General features: G+C 35.9%; 24 protein-coding genes and 3 pseudogenes. All 27 read right to left on the bottom strand.

Going from position 1 to position 18,998, the window contains the following annotated elements; genetic code table 11:
- Nucleotides 1–125: 125 nt before the first annotated feature.
- Nucleotides 126–242 (bottom strand): annotated as a pseudogene (locus ABE613_RS14790) (SpoIVB peptidase S55 domain-containing protein); the annotation flags it as partial.
- A 44-nt stretch (nt 243–286) separates the two neighbouring features.
- Nucleotides 287–781 (bottom strand): hypothetical protein, encoded by a 495-nt coding sequence (locus ABE613_RS14785; RefSeq protein ID WP_347376785.1) that lies wholly within the window; start codon nt 779–781, stop codon nt 287–289.
- Nucleotides 782–871: 90 nt separating this feature from the next.
- Nucleotides 872–994: pseudogene (locus ABE613_RS14780) on the bottom strand (SpoIVB peptidase S55 domain-containing protein); the annotation flags it as partial.
- A 27-nt stretch (nt 995–1,021) separates the two neighbouring features.
- On the bottom strand, nt 1,022–1,942 hold the full coding sequence (locus ABE613_RS14775) for a type II toxin-antitoxin system death-on-curing family toxin (RefSeq protein WP_347376784.1): 921 nt from the start codon (nt 1,940–1,942) through the stop codon (nt 1,022–1,024).
- Complete coding sequence (locus ABE613_RS14770) at nt 1,929–2,186, bottom strand: helix-turn-helix domain-containing protein (protein WP_347376783.1); 258 nt, start codon at nt 2,184–2,186, stop codon at nt 1,929–1,931. Before ABE613_RS14770 ends, ABE613_RS14775 begins: the two co-directional genes overlap by 14 nt.
- Before the next feature lie 73 nt (nt 2,187–2,259).
- Nucleotides 2,260–2,391, bottom strand: a pseudogene (locus tag ABE613_RS14765) (SpoIVB peptidase S55 domain-containing protein); the annotation flags it as partial.
- A gap of 130 nt (nt 2,392–2,521) precedes the next feature.
- Nucleotides 2,522–3,385: an AraC family transcriptional regulator gene (locus tag ABE613_RS14760; protein ID WP_347376782.1), complete on the bottom strand. Its 864-nt coding sequence runs from the start codon at nt 3,383–3,385 to the stop codon at nt 2,522–2,524.
- Nucleotides 3,386–3,391: 6 nt separating this feature from the next.
- Entirely contained in the window at nt 3,392–4,717 is a 1,326-nt protein-coding gene (locus ABE613_RS14755; protein WP_347376781.1) for an MATE family efflux transporter, read from the bottom strand.
- 91 nt (nt 4,718–4,808) lie between these two features.
- Nucleotides 4,809–5,054, bottom strand: a complete 246-nt coding sequence (locus ABE613_RS14750; protein ID WP_347376780.1) for a putative immunity protein — start codon at nt 5,052–5,054, stop codon at nt 4,809–4,811.
- A gap of 77 nt (nt 5,055–5,131) precedes the next feature.
- A complete protein-coding gene (locus tag ABE613_RS14745; RefSeq protein ID WP_235233531.1) occupies nt 5,132–5,641 on the bottom strand; it encodes a helix-turn-helix domain-containing protein in 510 nt (169 codons plus the stop codon).
- Nucleotides 5,642–5,745: 104 nt separating this feature from the next.
- Nucleotides 5,746–6,030, bottom strand: a complete 285-nt coding sequence (locus ABE613_RS15225) for a GNAT family N-acetyltransferase (protein ID WP_510182367.1) — start codon at nt 6,028–6,030, stop codon at nt 5,746–5,748.
- A 50-nt stretch (nt 6,031–6,080) separates the two neighbouring features.
- The gene (locus ABE613_RS14740; RefSeq protein WP_235232596.1) at nt 6,081–6,506 is read right to left on the bottom strand and encodes a hypothetical protein; all 426 of its coding nucleotides are present in this window, start codon (nt 6,504–6,506) and stop codon (nt 6,081–6,083) included.
- 155 nt (nt 6,507–6,661) lie between these two features.
- The gene (locus tag ABE613_RS14735) at nt 6,662–6,931 is read right to left on the bottom strand and encodes a phosphatase PAP2 family protein (RefSeq protein ID WP_235232595.1); all 270 of its coding nucleotides are present in this window, start codon (nt 6,929–6,931) and stop codon (nt 6,662–6,664) included.
- Nucleotides 6,932–7,018: 87 nt separating this feature from the next.
- On the bottom strand, nt 7,019–7,225 hold the full coding sequence (locus ABE613_RS14730; protein ID WP_347376779.1) for a hypothetical protein: 207 nt from the start codon (nt 7,223–7,225) through the stop codon (nt 7,019–7,021).
- 30 nt (nt 7,226–7,255) lie between these two features.
- Complete coding sequence (locus ABE613_RS14725; protein ID WP_347376778.1) at nt 7,256–7,705, bottom strand: GNAT family N-acetyltransferase; 450 nt, start codon at nt 7,703–7,705, stop codon at nt 7,256–7,258.
- Between the two features lie 212 nt (nt 7,706–7,917).
- Nucleotides 7,918–9,804 carry a recombinase family protein gene (locus ABE613_RS14720; protein WP_347376777.1) on the bottom strand — a complete coding sequence of 629 codons (1,887 nt, stop codon included), beginning with the start codon at nt 9,802–9,804 and terminating at the stop codon, nt 7,918–7,920.
- A gap of 41 nt (nt 9,805–9,845) precedes the next feature.
- A complete protein-coding gene (locus ABE613_RS14715) occupies nt 9,846–9,995 on the bottom strand; it encodes a hypothetical protein (protein WP_154322938.1) in 150 nt (49 codons plus the stop codon).
- Between the two features lie 30 nt (nt 9,996–10,025).
- The gene (locus tag ABE613_RS14710; RefSeq protein WP_154322939.1) at nt 10,026–10,547 is read right to left on the bottom strand and encodes a type II toxin-antitoxin system PemK/MazF family toxin; all 522 of its coding nucleotides are present in this window, start codon (nt 10,545–10,547) and stop codon (nt 10,026–10,028) included.
- Nucleotides 10,548–10,833: 286 nt separating this feature from the next.
- A complete protein-coding gene (locus ABE613_RS14705) occupies nt 10,834–10,995 on the bottom strand; it encodes a hypothetical protein (protein WP_154322940.1) in 162 nt (53 codons plus the stop codon).
- A gap of 185 nt (nt 10,996–11,180) precedes the next feature.
- Nucleotides 11,181–11,651 carry an RNA polymerase sigma factor gene (locus ABE613_RS14700; protein ID WP_154323365.1) on the bottom strand — a complete coding sequence of 157 codons (471 nt, stop codon included), beginning with the start codon at nt 11,649–11,651 and terminating at the stop codon, nt 11,181–11,183.
- Between the two features lie 358 nt (nt 11,652–12,009).
- Nucleotides 12,010–13,620, bottom strand: coding sequence for an ABC transporter ATP-binding protein (locus tag ABE613_RS14695; protein ID WP_154322941.1), 1,611 nt, complete (start codon nt 13,618–13,620; stop codon nt 12,010–12,012).
- 563 nt (nt 13,621–14,183) lie between these two features.
- Complete coding sequence (locus tag ABE613_RS14690; RefSeq protein ID WP_154322942.1) at nt 14,184–14,885, bottom strand: ABC transporter ATP-binding protein; 702 nt, start codon at nt 14,883–14,885, stop codon at nt 14,184–14,186.
- Nucleotides 14,873–17,479, bottom strand: a complete 2,607-nt coding sequence (locus ABE613_RS14685; protein WP_154322943.1) for a hypothetical protein — start codon at nt 17,477–17,479, stop codon at nt 14,873–14,875. Before ABE613_RS14685 ends, ABE613_RS14690 begins: the two co-directional genes overlap by 13 nt.
- Before the next feature lie 76 nt (nt 17,480–17,555).
- The gene (locus ABE613_RS14680; protein ID WP_347376776.1) at nt 17,556–17,711 is read right to left on the bottom strand and encodes a hypothetical protein; all 156 of its coding nucleotides are present in this window, start codon (nt 17,709–17,711) and stop codon (nt 17,556–17,558) included.
- A 75-nt stretch (nt 17,712–17,786) separates the two neighbouring features.
- On the bottom strand, nt 17,787–17,945 hold the full coding sequence (locus tag ABE613_RS14675; RefSeq protein ID WP_347376775.1) for a hypothetical protein: 159 nt from the start codon (nt 17,943–17,945) through the stop codon (nt 17,787–17,789).
- Nucleotides 17,942–18,220 carry a peptide maturation system acyl carrier-related protein gene (locus ABE613_RS14670; RefSeq protein WP_154322944.1) on the bottom strand — a complete coding sequence of 93 codons (279 nt, stop codon included), beginning with the start codon at nt 18,218–18,220 and terminating at the stop codon, nt 17,942–17,944. Before ABE613_RS14670 ends, ABE613_RS14675 begins: the two co-directional genes overlap by 4 nt.
- An 11-nt stretch (nt 18,221–18,231) precedes the next feature.
- Nucleotides 18,232–18,840 (bottom strand): P-loop NTPase family protein, encoded by a 609-nt coding sequence (locus ABE613_RS14665; RefSeq protein ID WP_347376774.1) that lies wholly within the window; start codon nt 18,838–18,840, stop codon nt 18,232–18,234.
- Between the last annotated feature and the right edge of the window lie 158 nt (nt 18,841–18,998).

Genomic DNA, 18,998 nt, shown 5'->3' with positions numbered 1-18,998 from the left:
GCTTAGCATATATTGGATCTGGGGAGTGCTCCACTGTTCTCTCCATGTTCCTTGTAACTTGTTCACCATATCAGTTCATTATAAAAATCTTAGATTTTTGTCTTGACAACTGAGCCACTATATTGTCAATGCTCAAGCATATTCTCTATAAATATCCCATACCCTCTTGTCGGGTCATTCACCAAAACATGAGTGACAGCGCCCACCAGTTTCCCGTCCTGGATAATCGGGCTGCCGCTCACGAGTGATTGTCATTAGGGACAACATTTTAAAGGCATGGTATGACTCAAAGAGAAGAATGCACCCATGTATTTTGGGAGTAATCATATTCACTGTATATAACAGTTTCTTTATTTTCCAGAATTCGCCGCACAACAGTAAAATCAGCAATGCCTTTACCTTGATCAGTTACTGTGAAAAATGTCTTTTCATAATATATAGCGTATTCTTTCTCGGAAATTTTATAATACTTACAGTGTTTATCAGCCAAAAAATCATAATTGCGTATCCAGCTACTTTGCGTCATGGTCGATAAAACAGCATCCAGGTTATGCGCAACCTGCAGTTCGTTGTCGTATTGCAGCACTTCATGTAGTTTGTTATATGAAATCATCATTTTGAGAGCGTTGAATGTATCAGTCACATTTTCTCCGTCGTAATGTTCTTCATCATCAATGACGCCCCAATGATATTGTTTAATTGAAAACTGATTCGTTTCATCATCAAGCCAAAGTTCTTCAGTCGTATAACTCTCACTGAATACACATATTTCTTTTTTCATTTCATCCCCTCCGAATACGATATTTAGCTATATAAAGTATAGCACAGCAGAGCAAAAATGCCAGAGACAAATCCACCTCTGGCATTTTTATTATCCTGCCACATCCAGCATATTTTCAATAAACATTCCATACCCTCTCGTCGGGTCATTCACCAAAACATGAGTGACAGCGCCAACCAGTTTCCCGTCCTGAATGATCGGGCTGCCCGACACGAGTGATTGTCATTAGGGACAACATATTTATTGCATGCAATTCATTATCACGCTGATCATCATTTCTTTTTCTTCAGGCCTTGATTCAGCAATCATGATCGTAAGGGCAACCAATGTTGAATCCTCTATCTTCTTTTTCCCGTCTACAAACAACGCACTATTCCTATCCAGAAAATACAAAAACATGGTTGCTGCGATTCTTTTATTTCCATCAAAAAAACTATGATTCTTCGTTACAAAGTATAAAAGATTGGCTGCTTTTTCTTCCAGGGATTCATAAATGTCCACTCCACCGCAAGACTGATAAATATTTCCGATACTGCCTTTGAAGGAATCATCTTTCTCTTTACCGAACAGATCCGATTCGTCCCCAAATCGCATACTCTGAATTACCTCCATACATTCTTCATATTGAAGAACATATGTTGTTTCATTTCCTTTCGGGCGAGTCATGTTCTGGTGATCGTAGGAATCCAACAGATCAAGTGCATTGCTGTACTTTTCAATTACGGAAAGCACCTGTTTGCTGTCCAGTTCATTCTCCGTCCTTTTCATAATTCGTATCACTTCCCCCAGCTGTCTGATACGATTATCATTCACTGCATACCCTTTCAATATGTACTGTTTTAATACGGAATTAGCCCAACGGCGAAATTCCACACCACGTTTGGATTTCACACGATAGCCAACGGAGATGATGACATCTAATGTATAAAATGGAACTAATTGCTTTACACCTTCAACACGCTTTTTTTGCGTGTTGTTAATTTTATCCACTTCTGATTCCGAAAAAACATTATTTATATGTTTTCGAATTGTCTTTTCATCTCGCTCAAATAGTAACGCCATTTGATTAGCGCTCAGCCACACCGTTTCACTTTCTACATTAACCTCTAACTTTATCTGATGATCTTCTGTTTCAAAAATTATGATTTCATTCCTGTTCATCAAACACCTTCCTTTCCATTTCTTCTTTCATCCCATTTTTCTCCAGATATTGATTCATTTTTACATAATATATCAACATCCGAAGCAGATACTCAGGCATTTTCCTTCTGCCTGCTTCCCATTCTTCCAAATTGCGAAGCGGGATACCTATATACTCTGAAAATGCTTTTCTGCTCAAGTCTAAACCGGCTCTGATTCTCTTTAACTTATCTACCTGTTCTTGTAATTCTTCTCTTTTTTCCATGATAAAACCTCATTTTGCGCAAAATAAAACCACCTTTTCGGTGGTTTTATTCTACAATATCTGAACCATTTTGTCAATGCTCCAGCATATTCTCGATAAAAATTCCGTACCCCCTCGTCGGGTCATTGACCAGCACATGGGTAACGGCTCCCACCAGCTTCCCTTCCTGGATGATCGGACTGCCGCTCATTCCCCGTACAATCCCACTTCTATCAAGGTAGTCATGCGAACTGCGTATTTTTAACTAGAAGCTGTCGAGTTCTTTTGCAAAGATAAAATAACAATTAAGGTTTAAATGTATTTATTATTCTATCATTTACTTCAGCAAATGCCTCTCATTTTAGTGGAAAACAAATGTCGATTTCCATATATCCATCATCACCTACGTTTCGATATATATCAAGTATCGGTCTTTCATCAAGCTGATTTCCGGTCTTTGAAAGCCACCTGCAGAACATCTCCTGATATACCATAAAAAGAAATTGTGGAAATCCCTTAAAATGATAAACTGCATATTTACCGCCATCAAAGGTATGAGTCAAGATACTGGTATCCTCTTTCAGCACCGGGTGGCCCGGTGAAATTGTCTGGCAAAGTTCATACATGCATCTGTCTTCATCCGTAATTGACGGATCATCAATGGTACATTCAATATAAAGCGTATCTTCCGAAGACAAATGTTCATACTTTTTAATAAACTTACACCATTCTTCCGGCAGATTATGATAATTGCCTTTCTTACGCTCATACACAACCATAAAGCTGTTAAGATACTCGACCGTAATCAGTTTTTCCGACTCTTCTAATTCGTCAAGTGATATCCCATGTGCAAAAGAACTCCGTTCCACCATTTGTTCACTGAGCTTCCTGAAATCAGCTGGTGTTACATTCAAATGCTTCTTAAATGCCGTTGCAAAATTAGAAGATGAATATCCATAATCTACACCAATTTCTGTAATGCTTTTATCCTTCTCCACTTTAAGTCTCCAGGCACTTCTTTCAAGCCGGACACGTTTGATAAACTGATACAGTGCTTCATCGGTATCTTCTTTAAACATTCGCATAAGATGATATTTTGAATAAGAACAATGTCTGGCCACATCATCCACCGTAATTTCTTCATCTATATTTTCAAATATATAACTAATCGCTTTGTTGATCACTGCACTTCGAATCGTAGTGCTGTCTTTCTCATCCACTGCAGATCACCTGCTTTCCATCATCTTCTTTTGTTTCGTGATCAGCCATGCCGAAACGATCGCTGTCAAAGCTTCTGTAGCCGGAGCCGCCATCCATACTCCTGTCATTCCCCATATAGCCGGGAAGATAAATGTAAATGAAAGAAGAAGAATCATTCCTCTTAGAGACGATATCAGAGCAGAGCTTAACGCATCACCGCAGCTGGTAAAATACATCGAATTTATCACATCATATCCCATAATCAGAAATGTAACAGCGTAAAACCGAAATCCTGCGGATACCATATCTGCCACACTGCTGCTGCATCCAAACATACCTGCGTATCTTCTTCCTAATACGAAAAAGCATACTGCAAACAAAGCGCCTATTCCAAATAATATCTTATTCGTCAGAATGCGCAGCTGCATCGCTGTTTTCTGTTCCTTCGCGCCCCAGCAAACACTTACAAGAGTCGTCAGCCCCTGTCCGAAACCAATAGCAATCATGCTGTATCCGTATACTGTAAACCCAAGAATCGTGAACGCGGCAACTCCCTCTGCTCCAACATATTTCATCAACACATAGTTAAATGCAAACATAGATATTGCACTTGCCATCTCCCCGATAAATTCAGAGGAACCATTAAAAATGGTTTCTTTATTCACTGCTCTGTCAAATCTGTAATGTCTAAAACGTATGCCTGCTGACAGTCTAATGAAATACATAAACTGAACAATGACTGCAATCACCTGCACGATAAGTGATGCTATGGCACTTCCCTGTACTCCCATCGCTAATCTGCCTACCAGAATATCATCAAGGATTGCATTTAGAATACAACTTATGATACTTACAAGCATGCACACCTGAGGTTTCCCATCCACGCGGATAAACATTCCAAATATGGTTCCAATAACCATCAGCGGATAATTGAAAAGCATGATCCTATAGTACCCGGTAAAGTATGCGGACAGATTCCCGTCTGCTCTCAATACCTTTAGGATAGGAGTGAACAGCCCTAATATTACTAGTGATGCTAATATACATATCACCGTGGCCGTTACAATCGTCTGTGAAAACACTTCGGAGGCCTTGCGTTCATCCTTTGCTCCAAGCAGTCTTCCACAGATTACCGTTCCACCAACACCGATGCATAACCCTACGCCCAGGTAAAAGTAAAGAATCGGTAATCCCAGATTAATGGCTGCCAGCGCATCTTCACCTACATAATTGCCAGTGAAATAACCGTCAGTTATTGTGATTACCGTTTCCAAAAGCATTGCTATGATACTTGGGATTGAAAACCGAAGGATAGTCTTAAGTTTATTTTCTTTGATTTGATTAATATCCATAATTACATCTCTCCTTTACAGAATTCCATTATAGAGATGTAATAATTACTATACTTCTGAATTCGTGCTATCTGCATCCATAATGTCAACATTAGCGATGGATGTATATCACTTTCTTTTCAATATATTCCTGTTTTCGTTGCTCTACTGCGTCTTTGCAGTTTTCAATCCCATGTATATATATAATTGCAGTATCTTCTTTATTTTCAATTTCTTTTGCAAATGCATGGCAATCTAATATTTTCCGTTGTGCTAATCGCATTTTAATTTTTCCAGATGCCCAGTCTTTGACTACTCCCAATGCTTCTGTCACATCGGTGGAACCATTCGTTTCCATAGGGAAGTGTTCTGTACTCCATCATCTCCTATTATGTAAGAAACCGGTTAAACTTGGTTAAGTTCATAACGCGGTATTTATACTTTCTTCCGTGCCAAGAAGATTCCAACAATTGCCCCTATAAGAATTATCGGTGCCAATCTGACAAACAGCCATTCAAATGCATGAAAAGCCACTCCAACAACAGCAGTTTCAGGATCACTATAGTCCCAGCCTAAGTAAGGACTATTTAATACTATTAAGGCCACAGAAATTGTTACTATGACCGCACATAATGAAATAAGCAGCCAATGAAGTATTTTTCGTCTTATGGTCTTCCTTTGTGCAAGCTGTAAGTTGATAATCTCCAGTTTTTCGGAAATCGCTGTTAAGTCATCAACTTTTGACTCAATAACAGTTTCTCCAAGCAAAGTGCTTACAGGTGTTTCAAGCACTTCCGATATGGAGATTAACATGTCAGAATCAGGAACTGACAATCCTCTCTCCCATTTCGAAATTGTTTGTCGCACCACATTCAGCTTGATAGCAAGTTCTTCCTGCGAAAGTCCTTTTGATTTTCTAATTGCTCTAATATTTTCGTTTAACATTAGGGATAATCTCCTTTCTTTCATACGTTACCACTATCGTATGAGAACCTGCCCGTTGCCACAAGCAACGCATATTAACATTTATTAATATTACAAACCATTCTTTATAATTTCTTTATCATTACATCATAACACAGATAATCTCCATTACCAGTCTGCATAGTATGAAATTCTATATCCACATATCCTCGCTTCAAATAAATGTGTTTTGCTGGTAACGATGCGTCTAAAATCGCCTCAGAATATCTAACTGAAATCGATTTTTCTGCGAAATCTAGCAATGCTTTTCCATATCCTTTGTGCTGATATTCTTCCAAAACAAACAAACGATTGATGTGATTCTCGTTTATCGTTACAGTTGCAATAGGCTTTTCATTATCAAATAACAGATACCACGATTTTACTCATACTGTTTTTCCTCCCTTACCACAAAAAACATTTATTTTTTCCCAGTCATCTTTAAATCCTTTAAAAGCAGTATTCCTTTTATGATCAATAGTAGAAATGCCACAGTTATAGCATAAGCTTCTCTTGTCATTGCTAAGAATAACACTGTCAGAATGCTTAGCCCCATTGAACTACCCGTTATCATATTACGTCCTTTTTCAATTTTGAATTGTGTAAGCAGAATTTTTACTATTCCAACCGCAATAAGCGCAATAAATAAAATCCAGTAAATCAGCCGATTAAATGATGTTGTTTCCGTGTATGATAATAGATTTACCGAATATATATACCCATCAATCGGATTTGGATAAAGCGGCAGTACGATAAGTGTAATGGATAATAAATCTACAATTCCAAACAGCACGTCACACACACTTCGGATATTGGATTTATTTTCTTTTTCAGCAATAGAAAGCAACTTCTCTCCTGATAACAAATCATCAATTGTAACCGAAAAATAACTGGATATTGCTTTTAGAGAATCAATACTTGGATATCCTCTTCCTGTGTAAGCCCTCTATTTTTTCTCAATTCCTGAAGTTTTTCATGAAATTCCATAACAGAACCTCCGCATTAGTCCTCTTTCACCTGATATAACAAAACAACTGCTTTATAGATATAAAATAAACCTGTACTCAGCAAAACAGAACCCACAATATCTGTAAACCAATGGACTCCTGAAACCAATCTTCCTATTACCATAAACATTGAAAAGATAATTGCCAGAATGTAAATAGCTTTTTTAACTGCATCATTTTCTAATCTACGATTCACCTGAAAAACAAGCGTTGGTATAACACTCAATACAAGAAGTGTTGTAGATGATGGATACGAAGCTTCCATAAATCCTCCGAGAAGGACAGGTCTGTAATTGACAGGAATCATCTCAAAAATAAATTAGCAAAATATCACAATAACGTAATATATCCCTCAAAATATAATATCATAATCCACTTTAAATAAACTTCTTCTCTTAACCAATTGAACAAATCCGATTCCACCGAACAGCATACATATGAATAGTGGAACAAGTCCCAGCCAATCCGTAATAATATAGATCGTCATATGAACACCTGTTAATTCATGAAACCAACCATTAAATGCTGCGAAACCTATGTCCGTTCCGTCTTGTCCCACGGGCCGCACATCGACAATATGTAGGTTTTATCAAAACGTTTTTCTATATACGCGAGATGGTTCTCCATTCATATCATTCATCATTTGATAGAATTCGCATCCATATTTTTCATACAATCCTTCATGATTCGTTGAAATAAAAACTTCACTAACATTCTCAGACTTTGCAATCCTTTCAATCTCCGCGAATAGTTGCCCCGCGTAATGGTGCCCTCTTCTCTGCGGAAATGTATAAACCCATCCAATCCAAGGTGTCAAATCAGTTGGCTGAATATCATCTTTCTCTGCGTAAGTACAAAAAGATACCAATTCATCACCATCTACAAGGAGCAACACTTTTACATTTTCGCCTACATAGTCTTGTAGTTCTCCGTTCTTTAGCAACTTATACAAAAATTGACCGGCACTCCAATCGCTCTTTCCAATCTCAGCGAGCCAGTACTCCTGACGGTCGCTTGAAAAATAATTAGTTACTTCCATAATCTTCACTCCCAGTTCAAAATTAATCTTCACACTAAACTTGATTTGTTAACTTCATTCTAACACGCTACTTTTCAAAATACCACTTTCAGCTTCATTAACATATCCTCTTTAAAGAAAACTCCTGAAATGTTCATACTCCATAACAAAACGAGGAACCCCCGTTACACAATAAAGCGTAATGGGAGTTCCTCTATAAATTAATTAATTTCCTATCTATCTATGCTTGGTGTACTACTTCTGAGCGATAGCTGCCTGTGCTGTGCCCCTTCGGGGGAGTATTTTTTCGCTTCTAATTCGGAGGCAATATCTGAAATATACAGTATATTGCTATGTACTGAGGAATCATCTTCTTCTGATTCCTCGCCTTTTTCTTCATCATAGATAAACACTGTTGAGTGATTACGTCTTCCTTCAACAACCATTTCTATCTCTTCACTTCTTAAAGAACTAAGATTTACAAACCACAAAAAACGGTTATTTCCTTGTGGAATGATTTTCGCAATAAACTTATCCACAACTTCATTATCTACTGTTGATTTTGAAAAGTCAATAGTTTCTTCCAATGATTTATGAACGGCGTCCCAGTTCATCTCTTTTTCTTTAGTTGCATGTTTCATCCGCTTTTGTTCTTGCAGTTCAACTTCATAACTTGCCAGCTCCATATTTAAACTTTCTTTTCGTTTTCGAAATTCCTCAATAGAGATATCGCCTTCCGCCCGCATATCAATCAGATTATCCAGCTTTAGTTTTATCTTTTCTATTTTCCTTTTGATTGCAACAGCCTCAGACTGTACAGCATTATCCATTTGATAGCACAATTTTAATATTCTTTCTGCTTCTTGAATCGCTCCAGTCCGTTCACTCCACACTTTCTCTAAAAGCATCTTACACATAATCTCTAACTTCCAATCAGCGATCATCGGCATATCACAGTACCCAGTTGTATCTAGCCCTTGCTCTCTCCGCTTCTTTGCAGAGCCATTATTTAATTGATTATAACATTGATAACCATAAGACCAGTCTTTGTTCTTATTCTTATGCCACCGATTTTTTCTAAATGTGTAACCGCAAGAACAACGTAGCTTTCTGTTCCATTTATCATGAGATTCTCTTACCGGCTTTGTTACACTTTCTTCACCAAATGGTGTTTTTCTAACCATGGGAATACTTAATTCTCTTCGCCTCCTTTTACGAATCCTCTCACATTCACGCCATTCTTCTTCCGTAACAATTGGTTCAAAATTAGCTTTCACATATTTATAAGTGTCACTGTTATGGTTATTAATTCTTTTTTGTTCCAAATAATTGTTATTGAAAGATTTTCCATAAGCCATACATCCCATATATGTTGGATTTCTCAACACCCTGCTAACATTAGATGGTGTCCATTTAACCTTTCCTGATGCAGCTACTCTGCGTCTTATACTCAATTCATTAGCGATTTTCGTTGCTCCAACCCCATCATGCAGATACATATCATAAATCATACGCACAGTCTCTGCCTGCTCCTTGTTGATCACATATGTATCATTAATACGGTCATACCCTAAGATATTCCCATTGCCATAAATCACTCCATTATTACGGCTAATATGCTGTCCGGCTTTTACACGCTCTGATACCTTTCGGCTCTCTTCCTGTGCAAGCGTAGCCATAATTGTCAACCGCAATTCTCCATCTCCGTCCATTGTCCAGATATTATCCTCAACAAAATAAACTTCTACTCCAAGATTTTTTAATTCTCTTGTTGCCACAAGAGTATCTACCGTATTTCTTGCAAATCTGCACACTTCACGAGTAACAATCAAATCAAATTTACCTGCCTTAGCATCTTCAATCATTCTTAAAAAAGCTGGTCTCTTCTTAGCTTGTGTTCCTGTAATTCCTTCATCAATATACTTGTCCACAACCACCCAATTAGGATGACGTTCTGCCTGATCATCATACCACTGGATCTGATTTTCAAGTGCTGACAATTGAGCCTCATGTTCCGTAGATACTCGACCGTAAAACACCATATGTCTTTTTCTGTTTTTATCCTGAAATATATGAAATGGTGTTTGGATATCCGTATCAAATGCTAAATTATTATTCATGTTTTTGCACCTCCTGTTGATGTCTACATTCTACCCGACACCTATGCTACTTGTGAAATGTGCGAATCAGCTCCATCGCAGTGCGTTTTTTTATATTTCACTACATTATTGTAAGTAGCTTTGTTGATAATTCCTTTTTCATATAAGATTTCAATTAAAAGAAATGCTGCATATTGATTGTCTACTTTCATATTCATCCTCCCAAATATTTGATTGAAATTTTAATTGTACTTCTTCCTTATTAAGTAGTCATATCCAGAACGTGTATTACAGAACATACAAGTATCCTTTGTCTTCTGGTTTTTATCCACTCTTTGTATGAAATGTTCCTTTGACTCATAAAATGGCTTCGCACACACCGGACACAGACACAATAAGATCGGCTTATCCCGTTTTGGCAGTTCCACACTGGTATATAACGCCTTGTTAATTCTCTTCATTATTGTATAATCCAGTCTTCCCACATACTGATCCAGGCGCTTCTTATCCAATGTCCGCAACTGTTCCAGCAGGACAACAGAATCTTTTTCCAATCCTTTCATCTCTGCGGGAATCGGTACATGCGTTGGCAGTTTCGTTTTTGGTCTGCTTGTGATTGCCGCTACAATTACCGTAGGGCTGTTCACATTACCTCTGTTATTCTGAATTACCAAGACCGGGCGATAACCGCCCTGCTCACTTCCGAACACAGGACTCAGATCTGCGTGGTAAATATCCCCACGCCGGATTTCTCTTTTCCTCATAATATAATGTTCCTCTCTGATTAACTGCTCCATCTCGAACAGCTATGTATCAGCCGAACACAGACTTTCCTTTTCGCACTTTCATGACTATCACTCAGTCCAATGTCCGGCTACCATTTTTGCCTATTCAACAAGCCAATTTGTCCTCGACACCCCGGCTTTCTGTGTTCATAAACACAAGGGAAATCACCATATGGCTGACTGCTATCAGCTCCACAGGAACTTGTCCCCTCCGAGGTTCTCCCGAAGCTGCTCTCACTTGTTACGACGCTTCTAACGCTCGACTTTATGACCAAACAGGAGTATCATTATGCCCGTTGTCTGTTATCGCCCTGTCGGTAGCAATCCGACAGTCATAGCCCGGTATTCTTCGCTCCTCTATGATACACAGCTGCAGACACATGTTCTTCTTTGGTGGGATCTCGCTGCCCATATCAACTTGATTCATGGCGTACCTGCTAACGCGGCTCACGCTCATCACGCTAACAACAGGAATGTATATGGTGAATGAATATTCTCTTGTCAAGGTTCTTCCCGTTCCAAAAAAAGAAACAGGCAAAAGGATGTTATCCTCTTCACCTGTTTCCCACGAAAATCCTCAAAAGTAGCCTGTGAATCTTCAAATTTTATTTTTTACATAAATTCTTTCTTCAAATGCTCCAGTGCAGCGTCAATTGAACGCTTGACAGGCATCTTTGTACATCCCTCTTTTCTAGCTATTTCTTCATAAGTCAACCCATCAAAATAGTAAAGTATCAACCTCCGTTTCTGTATTTCCGAAAGTCTGTCAATTGCATGATATAATTTTTCCTTCAGCAATTTGTTGAAAATAATATCTTCTACACTTTCCTGTGGTAAAAATGCCCTTGCATTCAACGTCTCCTCCCACAATTCCGAATGTTCTTCATATTTATCCCATTTATGCAGATAGGAAATATCCCGCAATTCAAACTCATCAAAGGATTCATACAGTTCTCTGCTGATTTCCAATTCATGCTGCATTTTCTGTCCATCTGAAAATGCTATGTAATAATGTCCATCCTTTTCGCATATAGTATACGGATTATATTTATCTCTTCTCCTCTTTGGGTGTTTACCCTCCATATTCTTTTCCTCCAATCTGAATTTTCACTAGAAATCCAGATTGGAAGTTGGAGATCGACACCTTATAATATTGAAGCGCTTATTGAGAATCTCTGCAAAAACCAATAAAAAAAGCCCAACAAAACCGTTTTTCTTTCGGTTTTGCTGAGCTTTCGAAAACTCTACAAAATTATGATATTTTTCGACATATAAAATTCTAAAAGAATCCAGTATATACCAATTTTTTTTAACATTCTATTATCTGTCATGTATCTCTTATACTTATTTTTTTTCATATTTAATACGTTTTAAATAATGAAATATTTCTACATTATCTATATCAGCGTATTAGTTTTTCTTTAATCAACATTCTTACTTCTTATACCTTTTCAATAATGGAGTGGTTATGTATTTGATAAATTTTGTCCATATTCTTCAAGCTTTCTATTCGATGCGTAATTAAAATAATTGTTTTATTTTGAAATTCTGAGTGTATAATATCATTCAAAAATTCATCATATCCTTTATCAATATTTGCTGTTGCCTCATCTAAAATTAAAATTGGGGCATCTTTAATTATAGCTCTAAGTAATGCCACCTTTTGCCGTTCTCCGCCTGAAAGATTTTCACCATTTCTTTCCAATGTTGTTTCTATACCAGAAGATAATTTACTTAAGAATGTCTGAAGATTTAATTTTTGACACATCGTATTTAATACTTCTTTATCAATTGTCCGCCCCATTGCAACATTATTATATAAACTCTCTTTAAATAAATAAATTTCTTGACTTACCACTGCATATAACTCTCTATATTGCTTTAAGCTATATTTTTGAATATCTATTCCATCTATAGCGATTACCCCTTCATTTGGTTCCAAAAAACGCAATAACATATTAATAATTGTAGATTTTCCACTTCCATTTTCTCCAACAATCGCTATCTTTTCACCCTTATGTATTGTTAAATTTATTTCTTTTAACAATACCTGTTTCGAATAAGAAAATGATACCTTGTTAAATACTATTTCCTTCTGAAATTTCTTTATATCATATGGAGAATTCCATTCTCTTTCTGTTTCTTCAGCAAAAAACTTATCCAATCTATTAATGGATGGTTTTATCTGTGCCCAAATAAATCTAAGATTAAATACTAATGCTATCGGTCCTATCACATAATTAGAATATGAAATAAATGCAGTTAATCCACCAATACTAAGTCTTTTTTTACAAACTAAATAACCACCAATTCCATATAGTATACAAACCATCATCCATTGCAAAAGAGAATCTACTGAATAATTATATGTTTCCAAAAGTGTTGTTTTCTTCCCCAATATCAACACTTCTTTTTGAAATTTTCGCATTTCCTGATTTTTTGCTTTATACATTCCCCATAGTTTTATTTCACGAACGCCATTGATCGTGTCATCAAACCATGCAGAAAATTCTGCTATCTTCTCTATCCATTTTTCCATTAAATGTTCTTTCTTTTTAGAGAAAAAAAAGATTAATATATATTTCACTGGTACAATACACAATACTAAAATTGCCAAATGCCAATTCACAACTACCAAGCCTATTACACCACTTATAATTTGTAATACATAGCTCACTACACTCATCACATTATTATCGATTAAAAGACTGGCATTATCAATATCTGTTGAAAATCTATTAATAACTTCAGATGCATTATTTTTTGAAAAATAACTCATTTTAGCATACATCAACTTATGAAATACTTTTGAATACAGCTCTAATACAACACGATTTTTTAAATCTACAAATAATTTTGCTTGTAAAATTCGAACCCCTTCTTCTAGCACAGATATACACAAAAGTACAACAGCAAATTCTAGTATTATATAAAAGTTCTTTTCAAGTAATCCACCATCCATAATTTGACGTATAACCAGTGGTCTTATAAATGATGTTCCCATCAGTACACCGTAACAAAAAACAATTATTGCTATCATTTTTTTTTGCATAGTTCCTCCATAAACAAAAAAATCAAGTCCGTCATCTTAGACTTAATCTCTTCAAAGGTTAATAACTTTATGTTTTCAGCTACTATATATATTCGTTTATTTTTATTACTAGATTTCCTCTGCGATAATAAGCATTGGTACTTCTTTGAAAAAACGATTCATCGTTATCTCCGACACTCCTCTAATCAATTTATAAAATAGCTGTTCAGATTTCGTGATATCTCTATTAGTCAAAATAAGTCCTCAACACATTCTAGCCACTTGTATCTTTTAAGCACACTCATTTCTTGTTCTTCAAATTGTTTTATATGACCCCGCGATCTCATATTCTATCAAAAACTAGGTCTTCTAATTTCTTTTAATGCGTCCATTCATGTGAACCACTGCGGTATCAGTATTGTCCCGCAGTGATTACTTCTCTACCATCAGAATTCACATGAAACGGTAATGCAGAACATCTGGTGCTAAATTTGTATATGTTCATCACCAAATGTCTGCCCAAAATGATTCCTATTAAAAATATAAAACAATGCTTATTATCTTTTTTGACATCCTTTATTTTACTACGGATTCATTTTTTCTTTCGGCATCTCCTTGACATTTCCTTCTTCTAAAAACAGTACTCTGTCACAAAAAGATGCAACATATGGATCGTGTGTAACAATGATGACTGTTTTATGAAATTCACGATTAATCTTAACAATTTCCTGAATCACTTTTTCCCGGTATTCTCCATCTAAGTTTCCCGTCGGCTCATCTGCTAAAATTAAATCAGGATTATTGATTAGCGCCCTGCATATTGCAACTCGTTGTTTTTCACCACCGGATAGTTTAGTCGGATAACGCTCCATAATATTCGATATGCCAAATATTTTTCCCCATCGATGCGCCACTTCATATATATCGATATCCTTTTTATCATCAATTAATAAAGGCAGCGTAATATTATCCTCCACCGAAAGAGAATCCAAAAGCATATAGTCCTGAAATATAAAACCGATAGCTGTTCTCCGAAGTTCACTTTTCTCCGTTCCAGACATGGAAACTACTGACTGACCACGAAAAGTAATGTCGCCGTCAGAAGGTGCTTCTATCAGCCCCAATATTTTCAATAATGTTGTTTTTCCACACCCTGACGTTCCCATAATACCAAGTATTTCCTCTTCATATACCGAAAATGACAACTCATCCAAAACAGTTTTTGTAACTTCATCCGTCTGTCTAAAACTTTTACTCAAAGAGTTAACTTTGATCATCTCTTCCATACCTCATTCCTCCTTTCGATCTTTCTCATCCAAACAGATATTGCAATTTGCATAATAATCTCATTAATAAGTAATATAAGAATCCCTGAAATAAACAGCATAACCATATTGTCTGTTATTAATTTCATATCAAACATTCGGGCAATAAAAGTTGCAATTACTAATCCTAATGACACAATCGCTGCCACTATATTTCCCCAATGCTTTGTGTGTAAAAGATCCTTTTTCATCAGCCGAAATCGTTTTTTCTTTTCCATTCCAAGATAACAAAGTAGTTCGTTGCGTTTTACTAATTCATCTCCGGAACTAATAATTTCCGCAATAATCAGCATTAGAATCAGAAATGAATATGCCATTATCTGGAATACACCCATACTATATTTCATAAATCTAGATTGTTCTAAATCTGATTCCCCATCTGATTTATAATAAATGTTCTTAATAATAGGATTGTATTCTCTATCAGAAGCATGCTGCTTTTCTATCAAATTCAGCTGTTTCTTCACATCCTTAACATATTCGTTCTTTAATCCCTGTATCATAACTAATTGGGACGGACCTTCTTTTGTAAACTCAGATGCATATGGCAATTGCTCCTTCGAAAGTTGTGCTCCACTATATTGATTCGTGGTTTTCCAAAGCTCTTTTGCATGTTCAAAATACTCATTTGAAAAAACTACAATATTCTCTTGTTTTCCTGTACAATCAAATATGCCTGTTAAGCTTCCTATTTCTTCTCCCACAACTTTTCTATAAGTAAACCCAATATCCATTTCCTTGGCACTGACAGCAGTTCCATATTCTATTGCTGGTACCGGTAAGCCTATATGCAGCAATGGAAGTCTTGACCAAAGCCAATAGTCCAGCGGCTGTGCTCGTACCGTTCGATCCTGTTGATGAACAACATAAACTTTTTCACCTTTCTTATCAAGATTCAGTGTATGTCTTTTATACCCGTCATCCATACTCTTTTTCAAAAAGTGATATGATTCTTCAGAAATACCTATCTGCTGACCTTGAATCGGTGTTTGTCCCTGAGATTCAATAGCATCTATGGTATCCATACTGCACACACGAACCATAGGTACTGACGTAATCTGCAAATCATATTGGTTTGCCAGCTGCTCATAGATTGCACGATCTTCCGGATATCCATACGAAACCACATCATAAGGATAAAGTGTATCTATATTTTCTGCAGTTCTGACAGTTGTAATCTGCAATAATCCACAAGATATTGAAAAAATCAGCAACATTATTACAAGCGAAGAAAAAACAGCCACTGTTCGAGAACGACTTCGCAATCTGTTTTTTATCAATACCTTTTTTGCCTTTTCCTTTCGATTTTTATACTTTGTTGAATATGCATCAACACATCGGATAAACACATACACACATAATATAATTCCAAATAATATCTGCTTATTTTCAAAACGTGTCAAATTGCTATATATTAAACATAAAAGAATTGAAACTATAACACTTAATAGCATTCCTTTTTTCAAATGCTTTTTCGGCATCCACTCCTTCGACAAATCCTTATATTTTTTCATAGCCCATTTATCATGGGAAAACATAAGAACAACTATAAAAAAAAGTATCCATATCGCTGTCACAACTAATATGGAGCCTGCTGTCAATTCCAGATTCAAGTTCAATTCACATAACCTGCTCAACAAAACATCTGTCACATTAATAAATAGCCATCCAAACAAAATACCCAGACATAAGCTAAATAAAAATGCACCACTAAAAAGTCCTGCCAAAAAAACATTACGATCTTGTTTCTTCATTCCAAGAATATAGAACATATTTAAAATGTCTACATTTTTTTCGAAATAGTGTACCAAGAGGACAATCATAACAAACCCAAATACTAAAAAAAACGGAAGCAACGCATCACCAAGTATTCCAGTAATTGCTCTTAAAGTATTTTCTGAAAACACTCTTTCTTTTATCGAATTTCTTATAGTAACGGTTGCGAGAATCCCCCCGATACCAATTCCTGAAAATATATGATATATTCCTGTATTTCTCCATATTCCTTTATATACTCTAAAAAAACGTATCTGTAATTTCTTGTTGGTATAGGTTGGTTTTTCTATAACCCGCTCTTTTTTCTGAGATTCCTTTTTTTCTGGCACCTCCATATTCTTAACCTGATTCAAATATGCATCAACCAAAACGTCCAGAACACCAAAAATAAATGGAAATATCGGGAAAATAATCACGCCTATACCATTAGATAATTCTTTCATTCCCCCTGCTGTAAAATTGATATAAATAATTGCAAAACTAAGGAGCAAGTATAAGCCACGGAGTACGACATTCTCTTTCTTTTGAAGATATCTTAAAACACTTTTTAACAAGGCTAACGCTGCCACAAAAAGCAACATATATATCTGTGCTAAAACAACGATCCTCACCGAACTTGCGTCAGCCACATACTTGCTAATATCTACTGAATTCACATATTTCAACAAGTATAGAATAGTATGTCTTTGTCCATCAAGTTCGATATATGGGAAAAACACAAGAAAGATTACAATAATTCCGCTAATGCCCGATAGAATTTTCTTAATTTGTTTTTTCATATCATCCAGACATAAAATCAGGTATTGCAAATTGCATTCATAAATTGCTTAATGCTTCACGTTTCATTCTTGCCGTTTAAATCCCCCCAGAAGTATACTCTGTAATCATAGTCTGAATATTATAAAAAGATTGTAACACTTCCCGATTTTTACACGAACACATTGTATAACATGCACATCCTCTTGCCACAATCAACGAATGAAACGCTGCTTTTCTTTTACCTAATTTCATTGCCTTTCCTCCCTTCTTTAGATTCCGTTTTAAGCTGAGAGCACTATCAATTAGCGCTCTCAGCTTGTACAATACTTAGATACCTTCTGCTGAACTATACTGTGTAATGGTGGTCTTAATGTTATAACTAGATTTCAGAATCTCTCGGTGTGTACAAGTACACATTGTATAACAATTACAGCCACGAGCAACAACTAGAGAATTTGACATAAGTTTTCTTTTTCCAAATCTCATACTATTTCCTCCTTTCTACTTATATTTTCTTTCTTATACACACTATTAGTAATTTCTAATATGTCTGCATAAGTATTGAATTTCCCCTCCGTTATAATATCATCCGGAATCATACATCCTATTTTTTTTGTGATTTCAAAATAAACAACTAATAAATCTCTTGCCGTAAGTCCAATTTTTACTCCTAACAAGTTTTCTTTCGGATTTTTCTCTAAAAATTCAATATCCACTCCTACTTTTTCAAATATTGATTTAAGTTCACACTTTTCTCCCATCTTACACCTCATCACAAATAGCATTCCAATTTCTGAATTAGCTTTTCAGCTAGCTTGCTTGCCATTTTTGGAGAATTTAAGCTTATTGAATCTTCTAATTCCCCTACTTTCTTTTCTATAAATTCATTTGAAACAGATACATATTCGAACTTTTTAGTATTTTCTGATTCTAGCAAATCAAAATAGTATGGTACAAAATTGAAAAAATCCACTCGACATCCTATTATTGAATATATTGCATTTTGCACATCCTCTACATTTTCCATTACTCTATCCATATAAGGTATATTACAAATAACAATATCTGGTGGAGCTACTTTTGACATAATATATGCATATGTTCCATAATCACCATATAACTTTCGACTTGCCTCTAACAAATTGCCTGGTATATCAACCAGAATCATATCAATCTGCTTATTTTCAATCCTTTTTAAATAGTGATTCAACATCATAATAGACTCATCAAAAGAACATTTACTTATGTTCGGCAATAATTCTATTCTGTTGCATATCCCTATATCTTGATATTTAGATACATATTCAACAAAACATCCCTTATGTTCAAGTGCATTAACAATTTCAAAAGATACATTTCTAGCAGGACAATCTGCTAACAAATCCACAACCCATATAATTGGAATGTTAAGATCATATGGTCCTATGTCAAGATTTAGTACAAGTTAAAATGAGGTTTTCCTCATCTTAACTTGCCATCAGCAATTCGTCTTTCTGGATTCTACGATACAGTTCTTCATAATCATTTGGAGACATATAG

This window comes from Dorea chungnamensis, assembly GCF_039832125.1.
GTDB lineage: Bacteria > Bacillota > Clostridia > Lachnospirales > Lachnospiraceae > JAFBIX01.
This window is presented reverse-complemented; position numbering and strand designations above follow the sequence as displayed.

Coding starts and splice junctions, on each gene's coding strand:
- ABE613_RS14775 (WP_347376784.1), bottom strand. CDS start 1,942: ATGAACAGGAATGAAATCATAATTTTTGAAACAGAAGATCATCAGATA.
- ABE613_RS14705 (WP_154322940.1), bottom strand. CDS start 10,995: ATGAATCAAGTTGATATGGGCAGCGAGATCCCACCAAAGAAGAACATG.
- ABE613_RS14715 (WP_154322938.1), bottom strand. CDS start 9,995: ATGAAAGTAGACAATCAATATGCAGCATTTCTTTTAATTGAAATCTTA.
- ABE613_RS14680 (WP_347376776.1), bottom strand. CDS start 17,711: ATGAAATTAGGTAAAAGAAAAGCAGCGTTTCATTCGTTGATTGTGGCA.
- ABE613_RS14700 (WP_154323365.1), bottom strand. CDS start 11,651: ATGGAGGGTAAACACCCAAAGAGGAGAAGAGATAAATATAATCCGTAT.
- ABE613_RS14710 (WP_154322939.1), bottom strand. CDS start 10,547: ATGAGGAAAAGAGAAATCCGGCGTGGGGATATTTACCACGCAGATCTG.
- ABE613_RS14695 (WP_154322941.1), bottom strand. CDS start 13,620: ATGCAAAAAAAAATGATAGCAATAATTGTTTTTTGTTACGGTGTACTG.
- ABE613_RS14670 (WP_154322944.1), bottom strand. CDS start 18,220: ATGGGAGAAAAGTGTGAACTTAAATCAATATTTGAAAAAGTAGGAGTG.
- ABE613_RS14720 (WP_347376777.1), bottom strand. CDS start 9,804: ATGAATAATAATTTAGCATTTGATACGGATATCCAAACACCATTTCAT.
- ABE613_RS14770 (WP_347376783.1), bottom strand. CDS start 2,186: ATGGAAAAAAGAGAAGAATTACAAGAACAGGTAGATAAGTTAAAGAGA.
- ABE613_RS14690 (WP_154322942.1), bottom strand. CDS start 14,885: ATGGAAGAGATGATCAAAGTTAACTCTTTGAGTAAAAGTTTTAGACAG.
- ABE613_RS14685 (WP_154322943.1), bottom strand. CDS start 17,479: ATGAAAAAACAAATTAAGAAAATTCTATCGGGCATTAGCGGAATTATT.
- ABE613_RS14745 (WP_235233531.1), bottom strand. CDS start 5,641: ATGTTAAACGAAAATATTAGAGCAATTAGAAAATCAAAAGGACTTTCG.
- ABE613_RS14725 (WP_347376778.1), bottom strand. CDS start 7,705: ATGGAAGTAACTAATTATTTTTCAAGCGACCGTCAGGAGTACTGGCTC.
- ABE613_RS14785 (WP_347376785.1), bottom strand. CDS start 781: ATGAAAAAAGAAATATGTGTATTCAGTGAGAGTTATACGACTGAAGAA.
- ABE613_RS14675 (WP_347376775.1), bottom strand. CDS start 17,945: ATGAGATTTGGAAAAAGAAAACTTATGTCAAATTCTCTAGTTGTTGCT.
- ABE613_RS14735 (WP_235232595.1), bottom strand. CDS start 6,931: ATGGAAGCTTCGTATCCATCATCTACAACACTTCTTGTATTGAGTGTT.
- ABE613_RS14750 (WP_347376780.1), bottom strand. CDS start 5,054: ATGGAAACGAATGGTTCCACCGATGTGACAGAAGCATTGGGAGTAGTC.
- ABE613_RS14755 (WP_347376781.1), bottom strand. CDS start 4,717: ATGGATATTAATCAAATCAAAGAAAATAAACTTAAGACTATCCTTCGG.